Here is a 23,639-nt window from a genome sequence, read left to right as displayed (position 1 = left end):
CTGCCCCCCTCCTCCCCCATGCTCGAGCCCATCCCCCTGTCCGAACGCCGCCGCGACCTGTGGCTGATCGCCGGCTTTTTGGTGTTCGCCTCGACGAGCGTCTTCGTCGATCGCCTGGCCGCCCTCGACGTCGACTTTTGCGGGCAACGCTCGCTCTTCGGCGCGCTGTGCTGGTACGGGCGCAACCTCGACCCGCTCTTCCTGGCCAACCCGCAGTGGCTGCGGGTGATGTCGGGGATCTCGGCGTGGGTGTTCGGCCCGCTCTACCTGCTCTTCGCCTGGGCGTTTTGGCGCGGGGTCGATGCGGTGCGCTGGCCGACCATCGCCTGGGCGGTGGCGATCCTCTACTCGATGGTCGTGCACCTGTGGATGGAGTTCTTCGGGCCCGCGCCGGCGCCCCACCCGGGGCTGCTGACGCTCATCTATCTGCCCTATGTGCTGCTCCCCATGCTCGCGCTCGCCCGCCTGCGAGGGGAGCGGCCGTTCTCGCGGGTCCGGGCCTGACTTGCGGTAGCGGTTGCGGTCAGGGGGCGCTCGTCGGCGCTTCGCTGGCTCCTCGCGCGGCGGCGCCTGGCTTGGTCGCGGCTGACTCCGCGGGTCCGCGGCCAAAGTGGCCCGCGAGCACGCCAAAGACGACCGTGGCAGCGTCCCGACGGGCGGCCTGACGCTCGCCGGCCAAGGCCTCAGCCGCGTCGGGCTCCCCGTCCTCATCCCCGTCCTCGTCCTGATCTCGGCTCGACGGCCCCGCGTCCGCGCCGGGGAGCAGCTCGCGCGCCGCGTCACCTCGGCCCGCCTCCAAATCCGCGTCCGCAGGCGCATCCGCGGGCACCCCGGCGGTGTCGGCCAGCGCCGCGCCCGGCTCACCCTCGCCTCCATCCACGCTGAGCTCCCCCGCGTCCGCGCTCGGCAGCGCTGCCGCGGCCTCCTCGGCCGCGAGCACCTCTGCCCGCCACATGTTCTGCTTCACCCGCATCAGCGCGGCCAGGAGCTCGGGCGAGTGGCCGATCCACTCGGCCCCTTCGACGAAGGCGGCCCACTCGGCCATCGAGCCCTCGCCGATGGCCTCGGCTTCGAGCACGAGGGCCTCGGAGAGCATCGGGATGTCGGCCAGCGGGAGCACGTAGCGATCGATGAGCACGTCGAGCTCCTCCTCGCTGAGCGCGAAGGCCTCGCCGAGCTCGCGGTCCACGGCGGTGCCCGCGGCGTTGCGGTAGTCGAAGCGCGCCCACTGATCCTGGACGGACTGGAGCATGCGCGCGCGCAGGACCGCCGAGGGCCCCGCCATCGGCCCGACGCCGCGCTCGACCAGGCGCAGGTCGATGCGGTTGTAGACCGCGGCCATCAGGTGATCCGCGTGCCACTCCCACGGGGAGGTCATGGCGTAGGGCCCGATCATCCCGCGGCTGACCACCGAGCTCGCGCGCAGGAAGTCCTCGCCCTGCTCGCGCTCGATCTCTTCGAACCACTGCGCCCACTCGGCCGGCGTGCTGCCGCGGTACTCGTAACGCGGCGCCGTGGCGTAAAAGTGCGGCCAGTAGAGCACGTGGACGTAGGGCTCGCCGCTCGAGTGCGGGTCGACGCGCCAGCCGTAGCGCTCGAGGCTCGAGGTGAACGTGCCGTGCGGGAAGTGGAGCTTGCGGTTCTCGCTGGCCAGGTCCTCGGCGTCGAAGTCCTGGGCCATCTGCCAGGCGTGGTCCACCTCGTGGATGAACAGGCCAAAGAGCACCAGCGGCGAGGCGCCCTCGAGCGGCCCCGCGCAGACCGTGAGCGTCTGGGTCTGGCCGAGCATGAAGCCGTTGTCGCCGGCGTCGGGGCTGATCAGCAGCTGGTCCTCGACGGCGATGGTCCGCAGCGTCGGCAGGGGCTCGCGGAACACATAGCGCAAGGTGTCCGCGGCCGCCTGCGCCAGCTCCGGCGTGAACCGGGCGCTGCGCTCGACGAGGATCACGTCGAAGTCGGCGAAGAGCTCGGCCTGGAGCTCGGGCAGCGGATCGGGCTTGCGCCGCGACCAGTCGAGGTGGTCCGGGATGCCGTCGCCGTCGCGGTCCGCGAAGCTCCCCGCCTCATCCGGGACGCCGTCGCCGTCGGTGTCCACGCCGCCCACGTTGGGGTCGTAGGGCGCCGCGTCGTAGACGTTGCGGATCCCGTCGCCGTCGAGGTCGATGTCGCCCTCGAAGAACTTCCCGCGGTACTCGCTGACGCGATAGTCGAGCACGCCGTCGCCGTCGCTGTCCCGGGTCGCGTAGGCGATCAGCTCGAGGTCGTCGCCAAACAGCCCGCGCAGCTCCTCGAGCTCGACCGGGGGCGCGGCCGCCAGGTCCCGCTCGACGCGGCGCAGCTCGGCGGCCTTTGGCGAGGGCGGCAGGGGGTTTTGGCGATAAAAGAGGTGCTCGAGGCTCTCGCGCTGCTCCGCGGCGAGCTCGCTGGCGTGGAGCTCGATGTAGGCCCCGGGGCGCAGCGGCGGGCGGTCGAAGTTCATGGCGCTCGTGCAGCTCAGCGCGAGCAACAGCGAGAGCGTCGCGGCCAGCCCTCGCGGCCGGCGTAACCGGCGTCGAAGAGGCTGCGCGGCGCTTTGGCCCATCGAATTCAAGCTATCACCCCCAACCGCGGGCGCACGCGCCTTTGCGTATTTCACCGCTGCTGCGCAGGCATCGACGCACCGCCTGCGCCAGACGTGGCGCCAGACGTGGCGATGGCTTCGCGCGCTCACGAGGCGAGCATGGGGAGACCACGCGGATCAGTGTGGTGGCCATGGCCCTTGCCACCGACCACGCGCGACCCACGAACGCCGCGTCAGCGCGCGGACGTGTCAGGACGACCCGCGACGATCTCGTCATGGTGCGATCCGAACCACGGCCGAGCGCCAGACCGCGCGGCCGCGACTTCGGGTGTCTATTTGCCGTACGTGCGCCCGCCTGCACGGCAGCTCTCGACTCGCTCGCGCGGCCTCGGCAGACCCCTCAGCGCGCTGCGCAGGACACGGCCCACGCCCAGCGTCCGCACCAGACACGGGACCGCGCCGGGTTTATCATGCCGCGCCCTCATGCCTGCGCGACCGATCACCATCGCCCCCTCCATCCTCAGCGCCGATTTCGCCCGCCTGGGTGAAGAGGTCCGCGCCATCGACGAGGCCGGCGCCGACTGGATCCATGTCGACGTCATGGACGGCCGCTTCGTCCCCAACCTGACAATTGGACCCATGGTCGTGCAGGCCCTGCGCCCCGTCACTCCAAAGCCCCTCGACTGCCACCTGATGATCGTCGAGCCCGAGCGCTACGTGGCCGACTTCGCCAAGGCTGGCGCCGACGGGATCACCGTCCACGCCGAGGCCTGCCCGCACCTGCACCGCAACCTCCAGCAGATCCGCGCGCTCGAGCGCCACGACGGCGGCCGCGTGCTCGCCGGGGTCAGCCTCAACCCACACACCTCGCTCGAGGCCATCGTCCACGTGCTCGAGCTTTGCGACCTGGTCTTGCTGATGACCGTCAACCCGGGCTTTGGCGGCCAGGCCTTCATCCCCTCGGTGCGCCCCAAGCTCCGCGCCCTGCGGGCGATGATCGACGAGCGCGGCCTCGACACGCGCATCCAGGTCGACGGGGGCGTGAGCGCAAAGACGATCGGCGCCGTCACGCGTGACGGCGCCGATGTCTTCGTCGCTGGCTCTGCGGTGTTCCGCAGCCCGCAGCACCCCGGTGACTACGCCGGCGCGATCGCGGCCCTGCGCGAGGCCGCCAACGCGACCGACGGCGCTACTGGGGGTTGAAGCAGGCGATGCTCGTGTCGATGCGGAAGTTCGACGCGCTCGTGTGGCGCTCGGCGTGGAAGATGTCCATCGAGTACTGCTGCCCGGCCGTGAGCCCGAGGTCGTCGATGTCGATCGTGTCTTCGATCGCCGAGTGCAGCCCGCCGAGGTCCATGACCAGCTGACCGTCGATGAACAGCCACAGGTCATCATCGCCGATGAAGGTGAACTGCTGGCCGGCCTCGTAGGTGAAGCTCGTGTGGATCTCGGTGGTGAAGTGGAAGTTGTGGTTGTTGCCCTCGTTGCCGAAGCCGAGATCGTCGACGGGGAAGAAGGCGTTATTGGCGTAGGAGTAGAGCCCCGGGGAGACCTCCTCGAGCACCAGCTCGACCCCAAAGGTGTAATTGACCCCGTCGACGTCGTTGTACCATTGGTTGAAATTCTCCTCGGAGGTCATCTGATTGACCATCGCCCCGGTCCCCGAGTAGACCGGCTTTTGATCGCCGCCGAGCTGCTCCTCGACGAGGCCCGTGGTCGCGCCGCTGCCCGAGAAGGACTCGAAGTCGGGGTGGCTCGAGGAGAAGTCGCGGATGGTCGCGAGGATCGTCCCGCAGTCGAGCGGGTCGCCGGTCTCGGTCGACTCTTCGCTCGAACCCGAGTCGCTCTCGCTCGACCCAGAGTCGCTCTCGCTCGACCCAGAGTCGCTCTCGCTCGACCCAGAGTCGCTCTCGCTCGAACCCGAGTCGCTCTCGCTCGAACCCGAGTCGCTCTCGCTCGAACCCGAGTCGCTCTCGCTCGACCCCGAGCCGCTCTCGCCGGATCCACTCTCGCCAGATCCGCTCTCATCAATCTCGTCGCCGCTCCCGCTCGCGCTCTCCTCGGTGCCCTGAGTCTCCCCCGAGTCGGCGCCGCTGGGGTCCTCTCCACAGCCCGCCGAGCTCGCCGCGCTCAGGGACAGCGCCAGCGCGCCCGCGTTAACCAGTCGCCTTCGTTTCATATCCTCCAAGTAGCACGGAGGCGCTCGCGATGCTCACTCGAAGCGACGCGTGGTTTCAGCGCGTGAGCCCGGACAATAACCTTGCGCGGGTCGCCGCCGCCGCGCGACACTGGCCCCGCCATGGACAAGACCTACCCATCCGCGAGCGCTGCCATCGAGGGCATGCGCGACGGTATGACCTTGATGTCCGGGGGATTCGGGCTGTGCGGCAACCCCGAGAACCTGATCGCAGCCGTCCACCAGGCTGGCTTCAAGGACATCGACGTCATCTCCAACAACTGCGGCATCGACGGCAAGGGCCTGGGGGTCCTGCTCGACGCCGGCCAGGTCCGCAGCATGACCGGCTCCTACGTCGGCGAGAACAAGACCTTCGAGCGGCTGTTTTTGTCGGGTGATCTCGAGGTCACTTTGGTGCCACAAGGGACACTCGCCGAGCGCATTCGAGCTGGCGGCGCCGGCATTGGTGGATTCTATACCCCAACCGGATACGGCACATTGGTCGCCGAGGGCAAGGAGGTCCGCGAGATCGACGGCCGCTGGTACGTGCTCGAGAAGCCGCTGCGCGCCGACTTCGCGCTGATCAAGGCGTGGAAGGGCGACCGCCACGGCAACCTCGTCTATCGCTACACGGCCAACAACTTCAACCAGGCCATGGCGACCGCGGCCGAGGTCACCATCGTCGAGGTCGAAGAGCTCGTCGAGCCCGGCGCGCTCGACCCCAACTTCATCCACACCCCCGGCATCTACGTCGATCGCATCATCGTCGGAGAGTCCTACGAAAAGCCGATCGAATTTCGGACCACGAGGGAGGCCTGAGATGGCGCTGACCCGCGAACAGATCGTCAAGCGCGTGGCGCGAGAGCTACGCGATGGTTACTACGTCAACCTCGGCATCGGCATGCCCACGCTGATCGCCAACTTCGTGCCCGAGGGCGTGCAGGTCGTACTGCACAGCGAAAACGGGCTGCTCGGCATGGGCCCCTTCCCGACCGAGGACGCCGTCGATCCCGACCTGATCAACGCCGGCAAGCAGACCGTCACCGCCATCCCCGGGGGCAGCTTCTTTGGCAGCCACGACAGCTTTGCGATGATCCGCGGCGGGCACCTCGACCTGTGCGTGCTCGGGGCCATGGAGGTCAGCGAGCACGGCGACCTCGCCAACTGGATGATCCCCGGCAAGAAGGTCAAGGGCATGGGCGGGGCCATGGACCTCGTCGCCGGGGCCAAGCGGGTGATCGTGACCATGGATCACTGCAACAAGGCCGGTGAGCCCAAGCTGCTCGAGCAGTGCAAGCTCCCGCTCACCGGCAAGGCCGTGGTCGGCGAGCTCGTCACGGACCTCGGCTACTTCCGGCTCGGACCCGAGGGCTGCCGCCTGGTCGAGATCGCCCCGGGCGTGAACGTCGACGAGGTCCGCAAAAAGAGCGGCTGCAAGATCCTCGTCGACGCCGACCCTGTGGTCATCCAAGTCGACTAGCGGGGCGCCGCCAGCCTCGGCGGTCGGGCGCAGGACGGCGCCCGACCACCGGCACCAAACATGATGATCGCGCCGGTCGGGCGCGCGAAGGCGAGGGTCGTCAGCAACCCTCGCCTTTTGAATGTTCACACCGCAAACGCGTGCATGCGCGTCTGCGCCGAATATCTTCGAGCATGGTCGAAGGTCCCCGGGCGACCTCCAAGGTGCTCGAGCGCGCCCTCGCGCGCGCCCTCGTCCTCGAGGTCGGCGCGATCATCCCAATGGCGATCACCTGGGCTGTGCTCGGGGTGGTGGATCTGCGCCTCTATCTCGCGCTGCACCTGCCGCGGATGCTCCTGATGCGCCTGCACATGCGCCGGCTGCTCGCGCCCATCCGCCGCTGGCAGGCCCTGGGCGAGGCGGCGAGCGACCGCGACTGCGTCACCGCCGACGAGACGATCCAGCGGCTGTTCGCGCGCTTTTTGCCCGGCTACGCGCTCGGCTGGCTGGCGGTCCCCGGCCTGTCGCTGCTCGCAAACGTGTTCGGTCTGAGCGACGCGCGACCCCTGGCCCCGGCCGAGCTGATCGCCTCGGGCGCGCTGCTGCTGATCGGCGTGACCATCAACCCCACGCTGCACTGGCCGCACTGTCGCCAGCTCAGCAACGACTTGATGCGCGCGCTCGGGCCGGCCCTCGTCGCCCGCCGCCTGCGCCCGCAGCGTCCGCGGGCCTCGCTCGCGCGCGAGCTCCCCCTGGTCGCGCTCAGCGTGGTCCTGGCCATCGTCTCCACCCTCGGCGCGGTGACCATTCAGCTGCGCTCGCAGGTCATCCGCGAGCGGACCGGCGCCGAGCTCCGCGAGGCCCTCACCCGCGAGGCCGCGCAGCTCGGCGCCCCTGGCTCGAGCCTCGCGCGCCCGCCCGCGGTGAGCGACCCCCTCGACGGCCCGACCCTCGTGCCCGTGGACCGCGTCCCCCCGACCCTGCTCACCGCCGCGCCGGGCGAGGACCCCCGCGCGCCACGCAGCAACTTCGACGCCCGCCGCGAGCTGGTGCTCGCCGCTCTCCCCCTCGACGGGCAGCGCTGGCTGCTGCTCGAGCGCCGCCCCCCCGAGCAGCTCGGGATCAGCCTGCTGATCCTCATCTCGCTCACCCTCGTCGTGCTCGTCTTGTCCGCGCAGATCATCGGCTCGCTGACCCGCGTGATGCTCGAGCCGCTCGCGCTCCTCGATCGCGCCACCCGCAACATGGTCGAGGCTGGAGAGATCGGCGCGCTGGTCCGCGCGACCCCGGTGCGCGCCGACGAGGTCGGCAGCCTGACCACCAACTTCAACGACATGCTCGACATGCTCGAGGAGCTGGCGACGGCGGCCAAGGCGATCGCCGCCGGCGACCTCCGCGTCGCCCTCGAGCACCCCGGCGAGCTCCACGACGCCTTCAGGGCCATGCTCGCCCAGCTCCACGACATGGTCGCGCGCCTGCAGACCACCACCTTGGAGGTCAGCTCCGCCGCCGCCGAGATCCACGCCGCGATGCAGGAGCAGGAGGCCGCCGCCCACCAAAACACCTCGGGCGTCGAGGCCCTGCGCCAGACCACGGCGGGCCTGGCCAACGCCGCCGTGGAGATCAACGAGGTCGCCGCCAAGGTCCTCCACGACGCCGAGCAGAGCCTGGCGACCACCGACGCCATGGTCACGAGGATCAACGAGCTCAGCGAGCAGACCGGGGGCATCCGCGAGCTGCTCGCGCTGATCAGCGAGGTCGCGGATCGCAGCGACCTGCTCGCCCTCAACGGCTCGCTCGAGGCCGCCCGCGCCGGTGAGGCCGGACGCGGCTTTGCGATCGTCGCCGCCGAGATGCGCCGCCTCGCCGAGCGCGTGACCGGGACCGTGGCCGACGTCCGCGACCGCGTCGCGGCGATCGAGTCGGCGACCACGACCACCGTGGCCGCCACCGAGCACAGCCGCAAGCTCGCCCAGGACACGGCCGAGGCCGCGCGGATGATCTCGACCCTCACCCAGACACAAAACGCCGGCGCCGCCGAGGCCTCGGCCACCGCGCAGTCCATGGCCGCCTTCGTGATCGCGTCGTCCTCGAGCACCTCTCAGACCAGCGCCGCCGCCGACGGCCTGCGCCGCCAGGTCGAGGCCCTCGAGCGCACGACCCGAGAGTTCAAGCTCCGCGGCGAGCCTTGAGTCTGGCGACCGCCGCTACCCCAAATACGAAGAGCCGCAGCGGTCCACCGCTGCGGCTCTTCGTTCAGCACACGCTCGAGCGTGGCGAGGAGGGCTCAGATCGTGCGCTCGAGGTCGGCGTCGTTCACCTCGGAGCCGCGAAAGCGGCTCGCCGAGGTGCAGGAGTAGGGGTAGACGTCCTCGGGGCAGCTGTCGCCGGAGCAGGTCGTGCTCGAGTAGGTCGTGGCCACGCCGTTGATGTTCTTGCCGTTGATCGCCAGCTCGACCTCGACGGTGTACTCGGCGGTGGTCTTGCTGTCGTCGTCGGGGTTGATCACCGTCACGTCGATGGAGGTCCCGCTGAAGTTGTAGGTCGACCCGCTGCGGGTGCCCTCGAGGGCGGTGACTCCACCCATGCCGTCGTCGCCAAACTCGAGGAAGTAGACGTCGTCGAAGGCGAAGATCGCCATGGACGTGGGCGTGGTGAAGTCGGACTCGTCATCGATGACGTCGTCGCTGGGCTCACCACAGTCGGCTCCAGCCTCGGACTCCGAGAAGGCGACGCGGTAGATGACGTAGTCGCCGGGCTGGATCGCGCAGCTCATGCAGGCGAAGAGGGGGGCGGCGAGGACCAGGGAGCGGAATTTAGCGAACATGATGACTCTCTATTGGGGTGCGGAGGGTGCGGGGATTGATGCGGGATAGAGCCAGGTCCCGTCAAGATTGAGCGTGGCTTTTGCGCAAAAAAATCGTCTCCTCTGACCGGAGCGAACCCACGAACTATCGATGAATCTTCTCTCGAATCCCGACAACACGGGTGACGAACCCGTCGAAAGTGGTTTTCAACGCCGGCGAGGGCCTCGCCGGAGCTGCACTAAAAACTCATTTTCCTGAAATTGGTTTTCGAGCTTCGCCCGCCGCAGAGACCCTCAAAAATCGATGTTTTGCTCGAATTCGGGGTCGACCTCGTTGGACCACTGGGGGAAGCTGCCGCGATACATCAAGTCGTAGACGGCCTGAACCTCCATGACCCGACGCGCGTATTTGGCTGTCTCGGAAAAGGGGATCTCTTCGACGAATTCGTCGAGTCCCACCCCCCTTGGGCCTTGGGCCTTGGCCTTCAGCCAGCGCGCGACATTGCTGGGACCGCCGTTATAGCTGGCGTAGGCGAAGGTCGGCTGGCCATGGAACTTGGCGAGCAGCTCGCTGATGTAATAGGTGGCCAGGCGACTGTTGTCTTCAATACGAAACAGCAGGTCGGGGTCGAAGCGCTCGCCGGGCTCGAGCTCGCCCAGGCGCTCGGCCAGCTGGCGCCCGGTCCAGGGCATGATCTGCAGGGCGCCGCGGGCCCCGACGTAGCTGACCACGTGCCGGCGGAAGCGTGATTCGGTGTACATCAGCGCCCACAGGTGATGGGGGTCGACCTCGCGCGTCCAGGCGTGGCGCTCGATCGGCTCCCGGTAGGCTCGCAGGTGCCAGCGCGTGCGGTAGGGGTAGGTGGCGGCGCTGAGCTTGGCGAAGCGGTAGGGCTCCTGCCCCGCCCAGGCCAGCTCCATGAACAGCTCGCGCATGTCCTCGCGCAGCTGCTCGTCGCGCATGGCCTGGCGACCGGCGCGGCCGACCACCGCCTTGGGGTGGCGCCACTGCGGCGCCCAGGCCAGGCCAGCGACCAGGGCCTCGGTCCGCGTGCCCGGCATGTCGCCGCCCTCGTAGACGCTGCGCGCGTTGATGTACTCGTCGAGGGCGACGCGGAGCTCCCGGCTGCCCTCCTCGCGCCAGCCCGCGGCGTAGAGCTGCTCGGCGCGGACCAGCGAGGAGAAGTACTCGCCGTAGCGCGTGGCCGCGGTCTTCAGCAGGTCCAGGGTCTGCGCGTGGTCGATCCACCGCGACTCCCAGTCGAGCGGGCCGAGCACCGGCTCGGGCCCCGGATCCTCGCCGGCCTCGCGCAGCCGGGCCCGCGCCATCAGCCCGTAGTAGATCGGCGTCCCGCCGATCACCCCGCTGGCGGCGACGCGCTGGTCGCCCTCGCCGGCCAGGTCTTGCAGGCGCTGCACGCCCTGGAGGTGGCGCGCTCGGTCCTCGCTGGCGAGCTCGAGCTTGCCCAGAAAGTAGCGCGCGGCTCGCTCGCGCTCGCCCGCGCGGCCTTGCTCGACGAGCTCGGTGAAGGCCACCCGCGCCTGCTCGTCCAGGCCCAGGCGCAGGGGCAGCCAGGCGTGCAGCCAGCGGCGCTCGCTGGCGTGGTAGCGGTGGTGCTTCTCGAACACCTCGAGCAGATCGCTGGCCCGCTGGTAGAGCCCACCGTCGACGGCGAGCTCGATGGCGGTCCACAGCGAGGCCGCGCGCGCGTCCTTGGGCTCGTCGCCGGCCCACAGATCCACGGCCTCCTCGTAGCGCCCGCCTCGCTCGAGGCAGCGGCTGAGGTCCCCGCGGGTGTCGTGGGAGGGGACCTCGCGGTAGAGCGCGGCGAAGATCTCGGCGCAGGCGTCGTAGTCCCTGGTCTTGTAGTAGGTCCAGGCCAGGGAGCGCCCAGCCTCGCGGCGCACGTGTCGAGGCTGGTCTTCGTCGGTCCACAGCGGCTCGAGCAGCGCCGCGGAGCGCTCGAGGCGACGCAGGACACGGGCGGCCCCGCCAGCGTCGATGGCCTCGCGGGCGCTCAGCGGACCGGCGTCGAACTTGGGCCGCTCCTGGTCCGCGGCCAGGGCCGTGAGCGCCTCCCAGGCCTGCTCGGCCTCGGGCTCGCCGGCGCGCTCGATGTACACGCGACGCAGGGCCGCCGCGCCCTCTTCGGTCGCGCCCGCGCGGAGCTTGGCCAGGGCGCGCTCGAGCATCCAGACGCCGACCTCGGGGTGGTTGGGGAAGCTCGAGATCAGCCGCTCGAGCGCCTTGTCGGCCTTCTTGGCCGCGCGCTTGCTGGCCCGCTCGTCCTCGCCCTGGATCGCCGCCATGGCCTCGCCCTGAGCCGCGCGCATGGCCGCGCGCATGCGATCCGGGGACAGGCTCTTGAGCGCGCCGAGCTCGTCGACGGCCTTGCGCAGCTGGATGTCGGCCGCGGCGCGATCGAGCGCGCCGCTCTTGGCCCAGGCCACCCGCGCCACGGCGAGCTCGTAGCCGACGATGTCCCGGGGCAGCTGATCGGCGAACTGCTTGCTGGCCGCGAGCGGCTCGAGGGCGAGGACCGCCTGGTCGGGCTGATCCAGGCGCATGTGCGCTCGCCCGGCGATCGCCCCGGCCAGGAACCACTCGCGCGACTCGGGGGTGCGCTCGGGCCTTCCTTGGCCAGACTGGCTATCCGCATCGGCCCCCGAGTCGCCAGCTGGCGCGCCGGCGAGATCGCCAGCCCCGCCGAGCGCATCGAGCCCGGCGAGGTGATCCAGCGCGTCTCGTGCCCGACCGAGGGCGAGGAGCTGGCCCGCCCCTTCGACGCCGGAGAGGATCGTCTCTCGCGGGGGTGACCAAGGTGGCGCGCGCTCGGCCTGCGCTGCTTCGGCGTCGAGGGAGTCGGCCGCGTCATCCTCTGGCGAGCCAGCTTCGATCGCCTCGGCCTTCGCCGCCTCGCTCGCCTCGGCCGCGCCCTCGCTGTCGCTCAGGGCCACCGGTTGCTTGCTCGGCGGGCTCGGATAGGTCGCGCAAGCGACGAAGCCGAGGCATACGCCGAGGGCCGCTCCGAGGGTGCACAAGGCGCCTTGTTTATGGTGCATGCCAGCCATGGCTGCGCGCGAACGCCTCGAATTCTAGCAAATCGTGAGCTCTGTACCATTTATCTGGCGCAGATATGGTCAAGCCCCCCAGCGGGGTCTATCGTCCGCCCCGTGACGCTGAACCGACCTCCCCACCAGCTGGTAGCGACCGTGCTGGGTGCCGGGACGATGGGCGCTGGTATTGCCGCCCACCTCGCCAACGCAGGCATCCGCACCCACCTGCTCGACATCGTGCCCAAGGGCGTCGACGCCGACGCCCCCAAGGCCGCCCGCGACAAGCTCGCGGCCGGAGCCCTCAAGCTCCTGCCCAAGGCCAGGCCTCCGGCGCTGATGTCCAAGGACTTCGCGGCCCGGATCATGCCGGGCAACTTCGACGACGACCTCGAGCGGGCCGTCGCCGAGAGCGACATCGTCATCGAGGCCATCGTCGAGCGCCTGGACATCAAGCAAACGGTGTTCAAGAAGGTCGCAGCGGCGGCCAAGCCGACCACCGTGTTGGCCAGCAACACCTCGGGCATCCCGATCTCGGACATCGCCGAGGCCATGCCCGAGGACGCCCGCAAGCGCTTTTTGGGCCTGCACTTCTTCAACCCCCCGCGCTGGATGCACCTGCTCGAGGTCATCCCCTCGAGCTTCACGGATCCCGCCGTGGTCGAGGACGTCGCGCGCTGGTCCGACGTGGTCCTGGGCAAGGGCGTGGTGCTGTGCCGCGACACCCCCAACTTCATCGGTAACCGCATCGGCATCGGCGAGATGCTGCTGACCTTCAGCACCACCCTCGAGGGCAAGTACACCATCGAGGAGGTCGACGCGCTCAACAGCAAGCCCGTCGGGCGGCCCAAGACCGGCAGCTATCGCCTCGGCGACATGGTCGGCCTCGACGTCGCCGCGCACGTGATCAACAACCTGCGCGAGAACCTCTCGGGCGACCCCGCGGCGGACAACTACGACCCCCTGCACGCGCTGATGCAGCCCTCCGCGGCCATGCAAAAGCTGATCGAGGCGGGCTGGGTCGGCGACAAGGCCGGCCAGGGCTTCTACAAGAAGGCCAAGGACGCCCAGGGCAAGCGGACGATCCTGTCCTTCGACCTCGAGACCCTCGACTACCGCGAGCGCAAGGAGCCGAGCTTCCCCGAGCTCAAGCTGCGCGGCTCGCAGGAGTCCAAGGTCAACCAGGCGATCCGCCTCGAGGGCCGCGCCGGCGAGTTCTACCGCAAGGTCTACCTCCCGCTGTTCAACTACTCGGCCCTGCTGACCGGGAAGATCTGCGACACCCCCAAGCAGATCGACGACGCGATGCGCTGGGGCTACGGCTGGGCCATGGGACCCTTCGAGCTCATGGACGCCGCCGGCGTGTCGTGGTGCGTCGAGCAGATGAAGGCCATGGGCCTGACCATCGCCCCGGCGATCACCAAGCTGCTCGAGACCGGCGGCGCCGAGGCGACCTGGTACAAGGGCGTCTACGGCAAGGGCCAGCAGGTGTTCGACGGCGCGAGCTACGTCGACGTCGAGGTCCCGGCGGGGATGCTGATCCTCGACGCCTACAAGCCCCAGGCCGAGATCACCAGCAACTCCACGGCCGCGCTGATCGACATCGGCGACGGCGTGGCACTGCTCGAGTTCCGCAGCAAGGCCAACGTCCTCGACGATGGCGTGGTCACGATGATGAACGAGGCCCCGGCCCTGCTCGCCGACAAGGGCTTCTCGGCCCTGGTCATCGGCGGTCAGGACGACCACTTCTGCCGCGGGGCCAACCTGCTGCAGATCGGCATGTGGGCGATGCAAAAGAAGTTCGACGAGCTCGACAAGGCCGTCGACGCGCTCCAGCAGACCGTCATGAACCTGCGCCACGGGCCGCTGCCCGTGGTCGTCGCGCCCTACGGCCAGACCCTGGGCGGCGGCTGCGAGGTCTCGCTCCACGCCGACCACATCCAGGCCAACGCGGACCTGTTCATGGGCCTCGTCGAGATCGCCGTGGGCGTGCTCCCGGCCGGCGGCGGCCTCAAGGAGATCGCGCGTCGGGCCTCGGCCCACGCGAGCCTGGTCCCCGGCGGCGACGTGTTCGCCTGGGTCCGGCGCGGCTTCGAGGCCGCGGCCACCGGCAAGGTCTCGATGTCCGCCTTCGAGGCGCGCGAGACCGGCTGGCTGCGCCCCAGCGACGGCGTCAGCTTCCACCGCAACCGCGTCCTCGCCGACGCCAAGCGGGCCGCCCTGGCCCTCGCCGCCAGCGGCTACGTGCCCCCCGACCGCAACGAGCCGATCCACGTCATGGGTGCCCCCGGCGGCGCCAACTTGATGCTCGGCGTCCAGGAGTTCGGCTGGGGTGGCTTCGCCAGCGAGCACGATCAGCTGATCGGCTCGAAGATGGTCCACGTGCTGTCCGGCGGCATGACGCCGACGGCCCGCACGGTCACCGCCCAGACCCTCCTCGACCTCGAGCGCGAGGCCTTCTTGTCGCTGTGCGGCACCGACAAGACCCTCGCCCGCATCCAACACATGCTCGAGTCCCGCAAGCCCCTCCGCAACTAGGCGCTGACGACGAAGGAGAACCAAGCCATGCCCGAAATTCGTGAAGCAGTCATCGTCGCCAGCAAGCGCTCCGCGGTCGCCAAGGCCCCGCGCGGGACCTTGCGAAACACTCGCCCCGACGACATGGGGGCCGAGGTCCTGCGCGCCACCATGGCGAGCATCGAGGGCTTCGACCCCGCCATGGTCGAGGACATCGCCATCGGCTGCGCCATGCCCGAGGCCGAGCAGGGCCTCAACATCGGCCGGACCATCGGGATCGGGGCGGGCTGCCCCGATCAGACCCCCGCGTTGACCGTCAACCGCTTTTGCAGCTCCGGCCTGCAGACCATCGCCATGATCGCCGAGCGCATCATGGTCGGCGCCATCGAGTGTGGCGTCGGCGGCGGCGTCGAGTCGATGTCGATGGTGCCCATGGGCGGCAACAAGCCGCGCGTGAGCCCCAAGATGGTCGCCGAGCGCCCCGAGGTCTACGTGTCCATGGGCGTGACGGCCGAGAACGTCGCGCGCAAGTACGAGGTCAGCCGCGCCGACCAGGACGCCTTCGCCCTCGAGAGCCACCGCCGCGCCCTCGCGGCCATCGAGGCCGGTCGCTTCGTGGACGAGATCGTCCCGGTCACCACCCTCGAGGGTCCGATGTTCGCGGTCGACGAGGGCCCGCGCGCCGACTCCAACGCGGCCGCCCTGGCCAAGCTGCGCCCGGTCTTCCACGTCAAGGGCTCGGTCACCGCCGGCAACTCGTCGCAGACCAGCGACGGCGTGGCCATGACCGTGGTCATGAGCGCCGAGAAGGCCAAGGCCATCGGCGCCAAGCCCCTGGCCCGCTTCGTCGGCTACGCCGTCGCCGGCGTGGCCCCGGAGCTCATGGGCATCGGCCCGGTCGAGGCCATCCCCAAGGTGCTCGCGCAGTGCGGCCTCGAGCTTGGGGACATCGACCTGTTCGAGCTCAACGAGGCCTTCGCGGCCCAGTCCCTCGCCGTGGTCAAGACCCTCGGCCTCGACACCGACAAGGTCAACGTCAACGGCGGCGCGATCGCCCTGGGTCACCCCCTGGGCTGCACCGGCGCCAAGCTGACGGCCACGCTCGTCCACGAGCTGCGCCGTCGCAAGGGCCGCTACGGCATGGTGACCATGTGCATCGGCGGCGGCATGGGTGCCGCGGGCATCTTCGAGGCGCTCTACTAGCTTCGAGTTGGCCCCGAGCCGACCGGGGCCGACCTCGGCCGCGCAGCCCTGCGCGCGGCCGCCCCAAAGCGGGCCAAGGACCACGTCCTTGGCCCGCGTTTTTTGCCGCCTGCGCCCAAAGCTCGCGTGGGCGTGGCTATCATGGGCGCATGCCCGCCCCCCGGCACCTGCTCGTCGCCCTGCTGCTCGGCGCCGCCGCGCTGACCCCCGCGTGCAAGAAGCAAGACGCGGCCAGCGTCGACCCCGAGGCCAAGGACCCCGCCGACGCCCTCGCCTACGACCTGCTCTCGGCGCTGTCTGCCGCCGACGAGGACGCCCTCGACGCCCTCGCTGGCCCCGAGCTCGGCCCCGCCCTCGCCGGCCGCGACCTCGCCGTCATCGCTCGCACCTTGCGCTGGCTCGGCCCCGTCGAGCTCGAGACCCAGTCCGAGGAGGTCGTCGCCGACGGCCAGACCCGGCGCTACCTCGCGCACTTCGACCGCGGCAGCGTCGAGCTCGAGGTCACCGCGGTCGCGGGCAAGGTCGAGGGCTTCAGCTTCGCCGACGCCCAGTGGCAGGCCATGGTCGACCGCGCCCTCGAGGCCGAGGCCGGCAGCCTGCGCGTGACCGCCTTCGCCTTCCTCGACGACGAAGACCAGCCCCTGCCCGCGCCCACGGACCCCGCCGACGTCTACTACGCGCTCAGCGTCGAGGGCCTCGACTCGCAGTTCCGCGAGCACCAGCTCAACGTCGCCAAGGTCGTCTATGACGCCGAGGGCCAGCGCGTCTACCACCAGCGCGAGAGCGACCACCTGCGCTTCCCCCAGGCCGAGGCCGGCAGCAAGGGCGGGCGCGTGACCGGCAACGTGTCGGTGCCCGGCCCTGGTCACTACACCTTGGAGCTCGAGATCACCGACCTGTTCGCCGGTCAGTCGATCACCCACCGCATCGAGTTCGACCTCCAGAGCCCCTGATCCACCGAGACCGCGAGGACCCCATGACCCAGCCCGCCTACACCCACGGCGCCAGCGCGACCCCCCTGCTCGGCGAGACCATCGGCCAAAACCTCCGCCGCACCGTCGAGCGCGTCCCCGATGGCGAGGCCCTGGTCGCGGTCCACCAGGACTTTCGCTGCACCTACCGCGAGCTGTGGGCGCACACCAGCCGCGCCGCCAAGGCGCTGATCGCCTGCGGCGTCGACAAGGGCGCGCGCGTGGGCGTGTGGTCCCCCAACCGCTTCGAGTGGGTGATCTTGCAGTACGCGACGGCGCGGATCGGGGCGATCCTCGTCAACGTCAACCCGGCCTACAAGGCCAGCGAGCTGCGCTACGCCCTCGGCCAGAGCGGCGTGAGCGTGCTGGTGATGAGCGCGGGCTTTCGGACCACCAACTACGAGGCGATCTTCGCCTCGGTCGCCGCCGACTGCCCCAGCGTCGAGCAGGTCTACGTGCTCGACCGCGACTGGGACGCGCTGCTCGCCAAGGCCGAGGGCGTCGACGACCAGACCCTCGCCGCGCGCGAGGCCCTGGCCCAGTTCGACGACCCGATCAACATTCAATACACCTCGGGGACCACCGGCGCGCCCAAGGGCGCCACGCTCTCGCACCACAACATCCTCAACAACGGCTACTTCTGCGCCCAGATCCTGCGCTACACCGCGGCCGACCGCGTGTGCATCCCGGTGCCCTTCTACCACTGCTTTGGCATGGTGATCGGCAACATGGCGTGCACGACCACCGGCGCGACGATCGTCGTCCCCGCCGAGGCCTTCGACCCCGAGGCCACCTTGCGCGCCGTCGAGGCCGAGCGCTGCACCTCGCTCTACGGCGTGCCGACCATGTTCATCGCCGCCCTCGACCACCCGCGCTTCGAGGCCTTCGACTGTAGCAGCCTGCGGACCGGGGTGATGGCCGGCTCGCCCTGCCCGATCGAGGTCATGAAGCAGGTCCAAAGCCGCATGCACATGGGCGAGGTGACCATCGCCTACGGCATGACCGAGACCTCGCCGGTCTCGACCCAGTCGCGGACCGACGACCCCCTCGACAAGCGCGTGTCCACGGTCGGCTCGATCCACCCCCACGTGGAGATCAAGATCATCGACCCGGAGACCGGCGCGACCTTGGCCCGCGAGCAACAAGGCGAGCTGTGCACCCGCGGCTACAGCGTGATGCTCGGCTACTGGAACGACCCCCGCGCCACCGCCGAGGCCATCGACGCCGGCGGGTGGATGCACACCGGCGACCTCGCGACCATGGACGCCGAGGGCTACGTCAAGATCACCGGGCGCATCAAGGACATGATCTGCCGCGGCGGCGAGAACATCTACCCGCGCGAGATCGAGGAGTACCTCTACACCCACCCCGAGATCGCCGACGTCCAGGTGATCGGCGTGCCCAGCGAGAAGTACGTCGAGGAGGTCATGGCGTGGATCAAGCCCAAGCCCGGCGCGAGCCCCAGCCCCGCGCAGCTCGTCGCGTTTTGCAAGGGTCAGATCTCGACCTTCAAGATCCCCGCGCACTGGAAGTTCGTCGACGAATTCCCGATGACGGTGACCGGCAAGATCCAAAAATATCGCATGCGAGAGATCGCCATCGACGAGCTCGGGCTGCACGAGATCGAGACGGCCTGAGCACCCGAGCGCGGCTGCCTCAGGCGTCCTCGGGGAGGTCGAGCTCGATCCCCGGGTCGCGGCCACGCAGCACCGTCGCCGCCCAGCCCACGGTCGCCACGGCCCCCCAGCCCAGGCCGATGACCACGCCCGCGTCCACGGCCCCGCGCCACGGCTGATCCAGCATGCGCACGAGCAGGATCATCGTGATGATCGCCCCGACCAGCCCCCACGAGCCGATCAGCCGCCGGCGCGTGGCGTGGACCAGGCCCATGACCATCGCCGGGGCCAGAGCGATCAGCCACCACGGCGAGGGCGTGCGCGCCAGGTGCATGGCTCGGGCGGCGACCCGCGGCGAGAACCGGCACTGAAAGCCGCGGTAGCCCTCGCTGTAGCCCAGGCCGACCATCGCGGCGAGGTAGGCGGCGGCGCCGAAGAAGTCGAGCTCACCGGCCATCACCGGCTCGAGGGCCCGCGGCAGCAGCCGGACGATGGCGTCGACGAGGACCGCGAGCACCCCAGTGACAGCCCAGAGCAGGGTCAGCAGCTGAGCGCCGCGGAGCACGGGGGCACGGCCATGAGCCATCGTCTTTCGATGGTAGGCCGCCAGCTCGCTCACCGCCACACCCGAGCGCGCTCACTCGCTGGGGAATCTTCCGCAAAACAACGTGATTGTGCGCGGTCGCCCGCGCCCCGACCGCGAGGTCAGACCATTGGATGGCCATGCGAAACTAAGCAGGCGCTCGCACGCTCCCAAGCTGCCGAATCACCATCATGAAGAAACTCAGCCACCTCCTCACCTCCGGCCTCTTCCTCTCGACCCTCTGCGCCCTCGCGGCCTGCGAGCCCAAGACCGGCGACGCCCCCGCGAGCGACGCCGCCAACGAAGCTGAGAAAGACGACGGCGAGGACTCGGACGACGACGACGAGAGCAACCCCTTCTCGGCCATGGCCCAAAACCCCTTCGCCGCGATGCTCGGCAAGAAGCTCGGCGAGCCCGGACCCTACGATCCCCCCAAGCAGTCCGAGGGCTTCGACGCCGACGCCCCGCACCTGCGCGTGCTCGCCCTGTCCGGCGCCGTCCAGGAGGTCGAGAGCTTCGATCCCTTCGCCTTCGGCTCGAGCGGCGGCAAGCAGACCCGCGCGCTCCTCGACGAGCTCGACGAGCTCGGCGAGGAAGAGCAGCTCGAGGGCCTGGTCCTGCGCGTGGGCTCGACGAGCATGGACATGGCCCGGGCCGCGGAGCTGCGCGCCGCCCTGCTCGAGTTCAAGGCCGGGGGCGAGCGCAGCGTGCACTGCCACGCCGAGGTCCTCGACAACCACAGCTACTACCTGACCTCGGCCTGCGACGACCTGACCATGGCCCCCGTCGGCACCCTGGTCCTGCCCGGCCCCGCGGCCACCCCCGTGCACCTCAAGGGTCTGCTCGACAAGCTCGGCGTGAAGGCCGACTTCCTCCACGTCGGCGCGTTCAAGGGCGCCGCCGAGCCGCTGACCCGCGAGGCCCCCTCGCCCGAGATGATCGAGACCCTCCAGGCGATCATCGACCACGGCTACGAGACCATGGTCAGCGGCATCGCCGAAGGCCGCAAGAAGCCGCGCGAGACCGTCGAGGGCTGGATCGACACGGCCCTGTTCACCAGCGAGCAGGCCGCCGAGGCCGGGCTGATCGACACCGTCGAGCCGTGGGAGGCCTACCTCGAGCGTGTGCGCGGGGAGGGTGACCAGGCCATGGGCTGGGCCAAGGTCGAGTCCAAGCAAGACATGTTCGCCGACCCCATGGCGCTGCAGCGCTTCATCGGCCTGGCCCCGCCCAAGCGCCCCAGCGAGCCGCACGTGGCCCTGATCTACGCCGTCGGCAACATCATCGACGGCAAGGGCCAGGGGGCCGTGGGCGCCCGCCAGGAGATCGCCTCGGCGCAGCTCGTGCCCGTGCTCGATCGCGTCGCCGCCGACGACAAGGTCCAGGCCGTGGTCCTGCGCGTCGACTCCGGTGGCGGCAGCGCCCTGGCCTCGGAGCAGATCTGGCACGCCGTCGAGCGCCTCAAGACCAAAAAGCCGATCGTCGTGTCCATGGCTGGGGTCGCGGCCTCGGGCGGCTACTACATCTCTTGCGGCGCCAATGAGATCTACGCCGACGCCGACACCCTGACCGGCTCGATCGGCGTGGTCGGGGGCAAGATCGTCCTCGGCGAGGCCCTCTCGCGCCTCGGCATCGAGACCTACGCCGTGACCAAGGGCGAGCGCGCGCTGATGTGGTCGGCCATGGATCCGTGGACCGCAGGCGAGCGCGAGCTGGTCCAGGGGATGATGGAGCAGACCTACGAGGTGTTCTTGTCGCGGGTCGCCGCCGGCCGCGGCATGGAGCGCGACGCCGTCCACGAGATCGCCCAGGGCCGCGTGTGGACCGGGGCCGACGCCAAGGCCCGCGGCCTCGTCGACGAGATCGGTGGCCTCGACCAGGCCCTGGCCGCCGCCCGCGAGCTCGGCTCCGTCGGCGCCGAGGTCGAGCTCGAGGTCTACCCCGGCGAGCCGACCCTCAAGGACCTGCTCGGCAGCTTCGACCAGGCCGCCGCCGTCCAAGCCAGCGTCGGCCTCGGCGCCGACGGGCTCCCGCCGGGGCTGAGCCTGGTCCTCGACGAGCTCGCGCTCGGCCTCGGCCCGGCGCAGGCCCAGCTGGTCGAGACCGTGCGCGGCTCGCTGCATACGCTGATGCAGCTGCGCGGGACCACGCTGTGGGCCGTGGAGTGGGCCCAGCCGGTCTGAGCGAGGCCAGACACCGGCTCCCCTCGGAGTCCATTGGGGTCCGTGCGCTGGCACGGGCCCCTTTTCGTCTGCGACCATCCTCGCCCATGTCCGCTCCCCCCGTGCTGCTCCTCGACGTCATGGGCACCCTCGTCCACGACCCCTTCTTCGTCGAGGTCCCCGCCTTCTTCGCCATGGACATGGACACCCTGCTCGCGGCCAAGTCCCCCCACGCCTGGCCGGCCTTCGAGCGGGGTGAGCTCGATGAAGACGGCCTCGCCGCCTGCTACTTCGCCGACGCGCGCGCCTTCGACCTCGCGGGCCTGCGCGCGTGCATGGCCGAGGCCTACCGCTTCTTGCCCGGCGTCGAAGCCCTGCTCGACGAGCTGCGCGAGGCCGGGGTCGAGATGCACGCCCTGTCCAACTATCCGCGGTGGTTCGAGCTGATCGAGGCTCGGCTCGGGCTCTCGCGCTACCTGGACTGGAGCTTCGTGTCTTGCGACACGGGCGTGCGCAAGCCCGATCCCCAGGCCTATCTGGGCGCCGCGCAGTCCCTGGGTCGGGAGCCGGGCGCGTGCATGTTCGTCGACGATCAGGCCAGCAACTGCGCCGGGGCGAAGGCCGTGGGCATGCCGGCGCTGCGCTTTCACGACGCGGCGAGGCTGCGGGCGGAGCTGTGCGCGCGAGGGCTGCTCGGCTGAGCGAGGGCGCCGCCCAGGCTGCGAGGGTGGGTCACGGGCTCCTAGAGCGTGGTGGAACCCAGCCCTGCTAGGATCGCGCCATGGCAGCGACGAGTGATTCTTTCAGCGAGTTCGACTTTCGTGGCACGCCGGCCGAGGCCGCGGCCATGCGCGAGGCCCTGAGCGCCCACATCGAGCGCGGCGACGTGAAGATCATCATCGCCCTCGGGGGTGACCTCGATCCCCTCGAGGTCGCCCAGACCGTGCGCGTCTCCAAGCAATCCCCCAAGCACGCCGAGGCCTGCGCGCTGGTCTCGAAGTGGACACAAAAGAGCGAGGCCTGAGACCAGACCCCGCTCCGCTCGGGCGTGGAACGCAGCGCTCGCTCAGCTCGTGAGCCGGTCCAGCGCCCCCGTGCAGTCGATGCTCCCGCCTCCCGCCGCAGGCATCGAGGTCGCGCCGACCGAGTCGATGTTCAGGCCGTAGGCCTGCGCGAGGCTGACCAGCAGCTTGTTGTGCGCGGGGCCGATGTCGTGGCTGCTCCACGCGCCCGCGAGGACATCCGTGGGCGCCCAGCGCACCCAGCGGCCCAGCGAGAAGTGGCTGTCGCCGCCAGCGATGACCACCGGCCAGCGCTTGAAGTCGTGGCTGCCCGAGGACAGCTCGTTGGCCCAGACCACCACCGTGTCGTCGAGCAGGCTGCCGTCGAGGTCCGGGGTCGCGGCCAGCTCGTCGATGAGCTGGGCGATCCAGGCGGCGTGGAAGCGGTGGTAGGCGGTCATCACCTGCTTGGCCTCGTCCGAGTCCTCGACCCCGTGGGCGAAGTCGTTGTGGATGTCTCCGGCCGGGGCCCCGAGGGTCGCGTTGAACATGGTGTCCGCGCGCAGGGTGATCACCGGGGCCAGGTTGCAGCTCAGGGCGATCTTGGCGATGTTCAGGTAGGCCTGAATCATCTCCAGGGGGTACTCGGCCGTGGCCCAGTCGGGCAGGCCGCTGGGCGGCTCGGGGGCGTCGCACTCGATCGCCGCGAGGCCGTCGAGCTGGAGCTCGAGGGCGCGGATCAGGTCGCGGTGCTGCTCGAGCTTGATCCGGTCCTCGCCCGAGAGCTTGGGCACCATGGCGTCGTATTGGTCCCCGACGAGGTCGAGCACGCTCGGCTGGGCGGCGCGGATGCGGTCGGCCTCGGTGGGGATCGCCTCGGGGTCGGCACCCCCGGGGAAGAGCCGGTTGTAGGCCTCGAAGACGTCGACCTCGTAGGGGATCGGCTGACCGAGGTTGTCGAAGCTCACCGGCCAGCCGCCGACGCTGTACTCGAGCGAGGGGTACTGGCCGGCCGTGGCGATGCCCTGCGAGATGATCTGGTCGATCGAGGGGCCGGTGGCCACGGCCAGGGCGTTCTCGACCTCCTGGCCGATGGTCCCGGTGAGCGCGGCGACGTGGCCGGCCTCGTGCTCGTTGATGCCGGCCACGCCGATCGGGCAGGCGGCCAGGCCGTCGAGGATCAAGGTGCGATCGCGGACGGCGTGGAAGGGCGCGAGGATCGTGCTGAACTCCTCGGGCGCGAGGCCGGTGAGGTCGAACTCCCAGTCGCTGACCTCGTCTTGGCCCTGGGGCCGCATCTTCCAGTTGTCGTAGACCGTGCCGTGACTGGTGACGATCATCAGCAGGCGCTTGGGCGCGCCCATGGCCGTGCGCCCGGTCCGAGGCGCGAGCGAGGGCAAGAAGGCGGCGCTCCCGGCCAGGCCGAGGGCGCGCATGAGGTTGCGGCGGCTCATGCCCTCGCGGGGCAAGGTGCGGCGCGCCTGGGCGCGAGCCAGGTGACGACGGGCGCGGAATCGGTTGTTGGACATGC

18 protein-coding genes are annotated in these 23,639 nt (G+C 70.1%); 12 read left to right on the top strand and 6 right to left on the bottom strand.

All coding sequences use genetic code 11. The features are described from left to right. The first annotated feature begins 18 nt into the window (after positions 1-18). The gene (locus G6O69_RS16890; protein ID WP_172304528.1) at positions 19-504 is read left to right on the top strand and encodes an emopamil-binding family protein; all 486 of its coding nucleotides are present in this window, start codon (positions 19-21) and stop codon (positions 502-504) included. Positions 505-523: 19 nt separating this feature from the next. Here the strand turns inward: G6O69_RS16890 and G6O69_RS16885 are convergent, their stop codons facing one another. Beyond that, a complete protein-coding gene (locus G6O69_RS16885) occupies positions 524-2,581 on the bottom strand; it encodes a thrombospondin type 3 repeat-containing protein (RefSeq protein WP_176396894.1) in 2,058 nt (685 codons plus the stop codon). A gap of 462 nt (positions 2,582-3,043) precedes the next feature. On the opposite strand from G6O69_RS16885, the gene rpe reads away from it, so the two are divergent. Further along, positions 3,044-3,763, top strand: a complete 720-nt coding sequence (gene rpe / locus G6O69_RS16880) for a ribulose-phosphate 3-epimerase (RefSeq protein WP_172304526.1) — start codon at positions 3,044-3,046, stop codon at positions 3,761-3,763. Here rpe and G6O69_RS16875 read toward each other — a convergent pair. Continuing rightward, a complete protein-coding gene (locus tag G6O69_RS16875; protein ID WP_172304525.1) occupies positions 3,750-4,739 on the bottom strand; it encodes a fibro-slime domain-containing protein in 990 nt (329 codons plus the stop codon). The two genes, rpe and G6O69_RS16875, sit on opposite strands and share 14 nt — an antisense overlap. 120 nt (positions 4,740-4,859) lie before the next feature. On the opposite strand from G6O69_RS16875, the gene G6O69_RS16870 reads away from it, so the two are divergent. The 3 genes from G6O69_RS16870 to G6O69_RS16860 all read left to right on the top strand — a co-directional run bounded on the left by G6O69_RS16870 (position 4,860) and on the right by G6O69_RS16860 (position 8,387). Next, a complete protein-coding gene (locus tag G6O69_RS16870; protein ID WP_172304524.1) occupies positions 4,860-5,555 on the top strand; it encodes a CoA transferase subunit A in 696 nt (231 codons plus the stop codon). Position 5,556: 1 nt separating this feature from the next. Continuing rightward, positions 5,557-6,216: a 3-oxoacid CoA-transferase subunit B gene (locus G6O69_RS16865; RefSeq protein WP_172304523.1), complete on the top strand. Its 660-nt coding sequence runs from the start codon at positions 5,557-5,559 to the stop codon at positions 6,214-6,216. A 173-nt stretch (positions 6,217-6,389) separates the two neighbouring features. Further along, positions 6,390-8,387, top strand: coding sequence for a methyl-accepting chemotaxis protein (locus G6O69_RS16860; protein ID WP_172304522.1), 1,998 nt, complete (start codon positions 6,390-6,392; stop codon positions 8,385-8,387). Between the two features lie 95 nt (positions 8,388-8,482). On the opposite strand, the gene G6O69_RS16855 is transcribed toward G6O69_RS16860, so the two are convergent. Beyond that, positions 8,483-9,022, bottom strand: a complete 540-nt coding sequence (locus tag G6O69_RS16855; RefSeq protein WP_172304521.1) for a hypothetical protein — start codon at positions 9,020-9,022, stop codon at positions 8,483-8,485. Positions 9,023-9,295: 273 nt separating this feature from the next. Then, the gene (locus tag G6O69_RS16850) at positions 9,296-12,064 is read right to left on the bottom strand and encodes a lytic transglycosylase domain-containing protein (protein ID WP_176396893.1); all 2,769 of its coding nucleotides are present in this window, start codon (positions 12,062-12,064) and stop codon (positions 9,296-9,298) included. Positions 12,065-12,175: 111 nt separating this feature from the next. Between G6O69_RS16850 and G6O69_RS16845 the strand changes: the two genes are divergently transcribed. From G6O69_RS16845 to G6O69_RS16830, 4 genes are all read left to right on the top strand, one after another. Further along, positions 12,176-14,593 carry a 3-hydroxyacyl-CoA dehydrogenase/enoyl-CoA hydratase family protein gene (locus G6O69_RS16845; RefSeq protein ID WP_217909853.1) on the top strand — a complete coding sequence of 806 codons (2,418 nt, stop codon included), beginning with the start codon at positions 12,176-12,178 and terminating at the stop codon, positions 14,591-14,593. A 36-nt stretch (positions 14,594-14,629) separates the two neighbouring features. After that, the gene (locus G6O69_RS16840) at positions 14,630-15,775 is read left to right on the top strand and encodes an acetyl-CoA C-acyltransferase (RefSeq protein ID WP_172308258.1); all 1,146 of its coding nucleotides are present in this window, start codon (positions 14,630-14,632) and stop codon (positions 15,773-15,775) included. 149 nt (positions 15,776-15,924) lie between these two features. After that, positions 15,925-16,728 (top strand): hypothetical protein, encoded by an 804-nt coding sequence (locus G6O69_RS16835; protein ID WP_172304518.1) that lies wholly within the window; start codon positions 15,925-15,927, stop codon positions 16,726-16,728. A gap of 23 nt (positions 16,729-16,751) precedes the next feature. After that, positions 16,752-18,383, top strand: coding sequence for an AMP-binding protein (locus G6O69_RS16830; RefSeq protein ID WP_172304517.1), 1,632 nt, complete (start codon positions 16,752-16,754; stop codon positions 18,381-18,383). Between the two features lie 19 nt (positions 18,384-18,402). Here G6O69_RS16830 and G6O69_RS16825 read toward each other — a convergent pair whose 3' ends face one another. Beyond that, positions 18,403-18,948, bottom strand: coding sequence for a hypothetical protein (locus tag G6O69_RS16825; protein ID WP_172304516.1), 546 nt, complete (start codon positions 18,946-18,948; stop codon positions 18,403-18,405). Positions 18,949-19,136: 188 nt separating this feature from the next. Between G6O69_RS16825 and sppA the strand changes: the two genes are divergently transcribed. From sppA to G6O69_RS16810, 3 genes are all read left to right on the top strand, one after another. Then, entirely contained in the window at positions 19,137-21,128 is a 1,992-nt protein-coding gene (gene sppA / locus G6O69_RS16820) for a signal peptide peptidase SppA (RefSeq protein ID WP_172304515.1), read from the top strand. Positions 21,129-21,214: 86 nt separating this feature from the next. Then, positions 21,215-21,808: an HAD-IA family hydrolase gene (locus G6O69_RS16815; RefSeq protein ID WP_172304514.1), complete on the top strand. Its 594-nt coding sequence runs from the start codon at positions 21,215-21,217 to the stop codon at positions 21,806-21,808. A gap of 80 nt (positions 21,809-21,888) precedes the next feature. After that, entirely contained in the window at positions 21,889-22,131 is a 243-nt protein-coding gene (locus G6O69_RS16810) for a hypothetical protein (RefSeq protein WP_172304513.1), read from the top strand. 42 nt (positions 22,132-22,173) lie between these two features. Here the strand turns inward: G6O69_RS16810 and G6O69_RS16805 are convergent, their stop codons facing one another. Further along, positions 22,174-23,637, bottom strand: a complete 1,464-nt coding sequence (locus G6O69_RS16805; protein ID WP_172304512.1) for a DUF1552 domain-containing protein — start codon at positions 23,635-23,637, stop codon at positions 22,174-22,176. Positions 23,638-23,639 lie beyond the last annotated feature (2 nt).

The sequence above is a fragment of the Pseudenhygromyxa sp. WMMC2535 genome (assembly GCF_011083025.2).
This window is presented reverse-complemented; position numbering and strand designations above follow the sequence as displayed.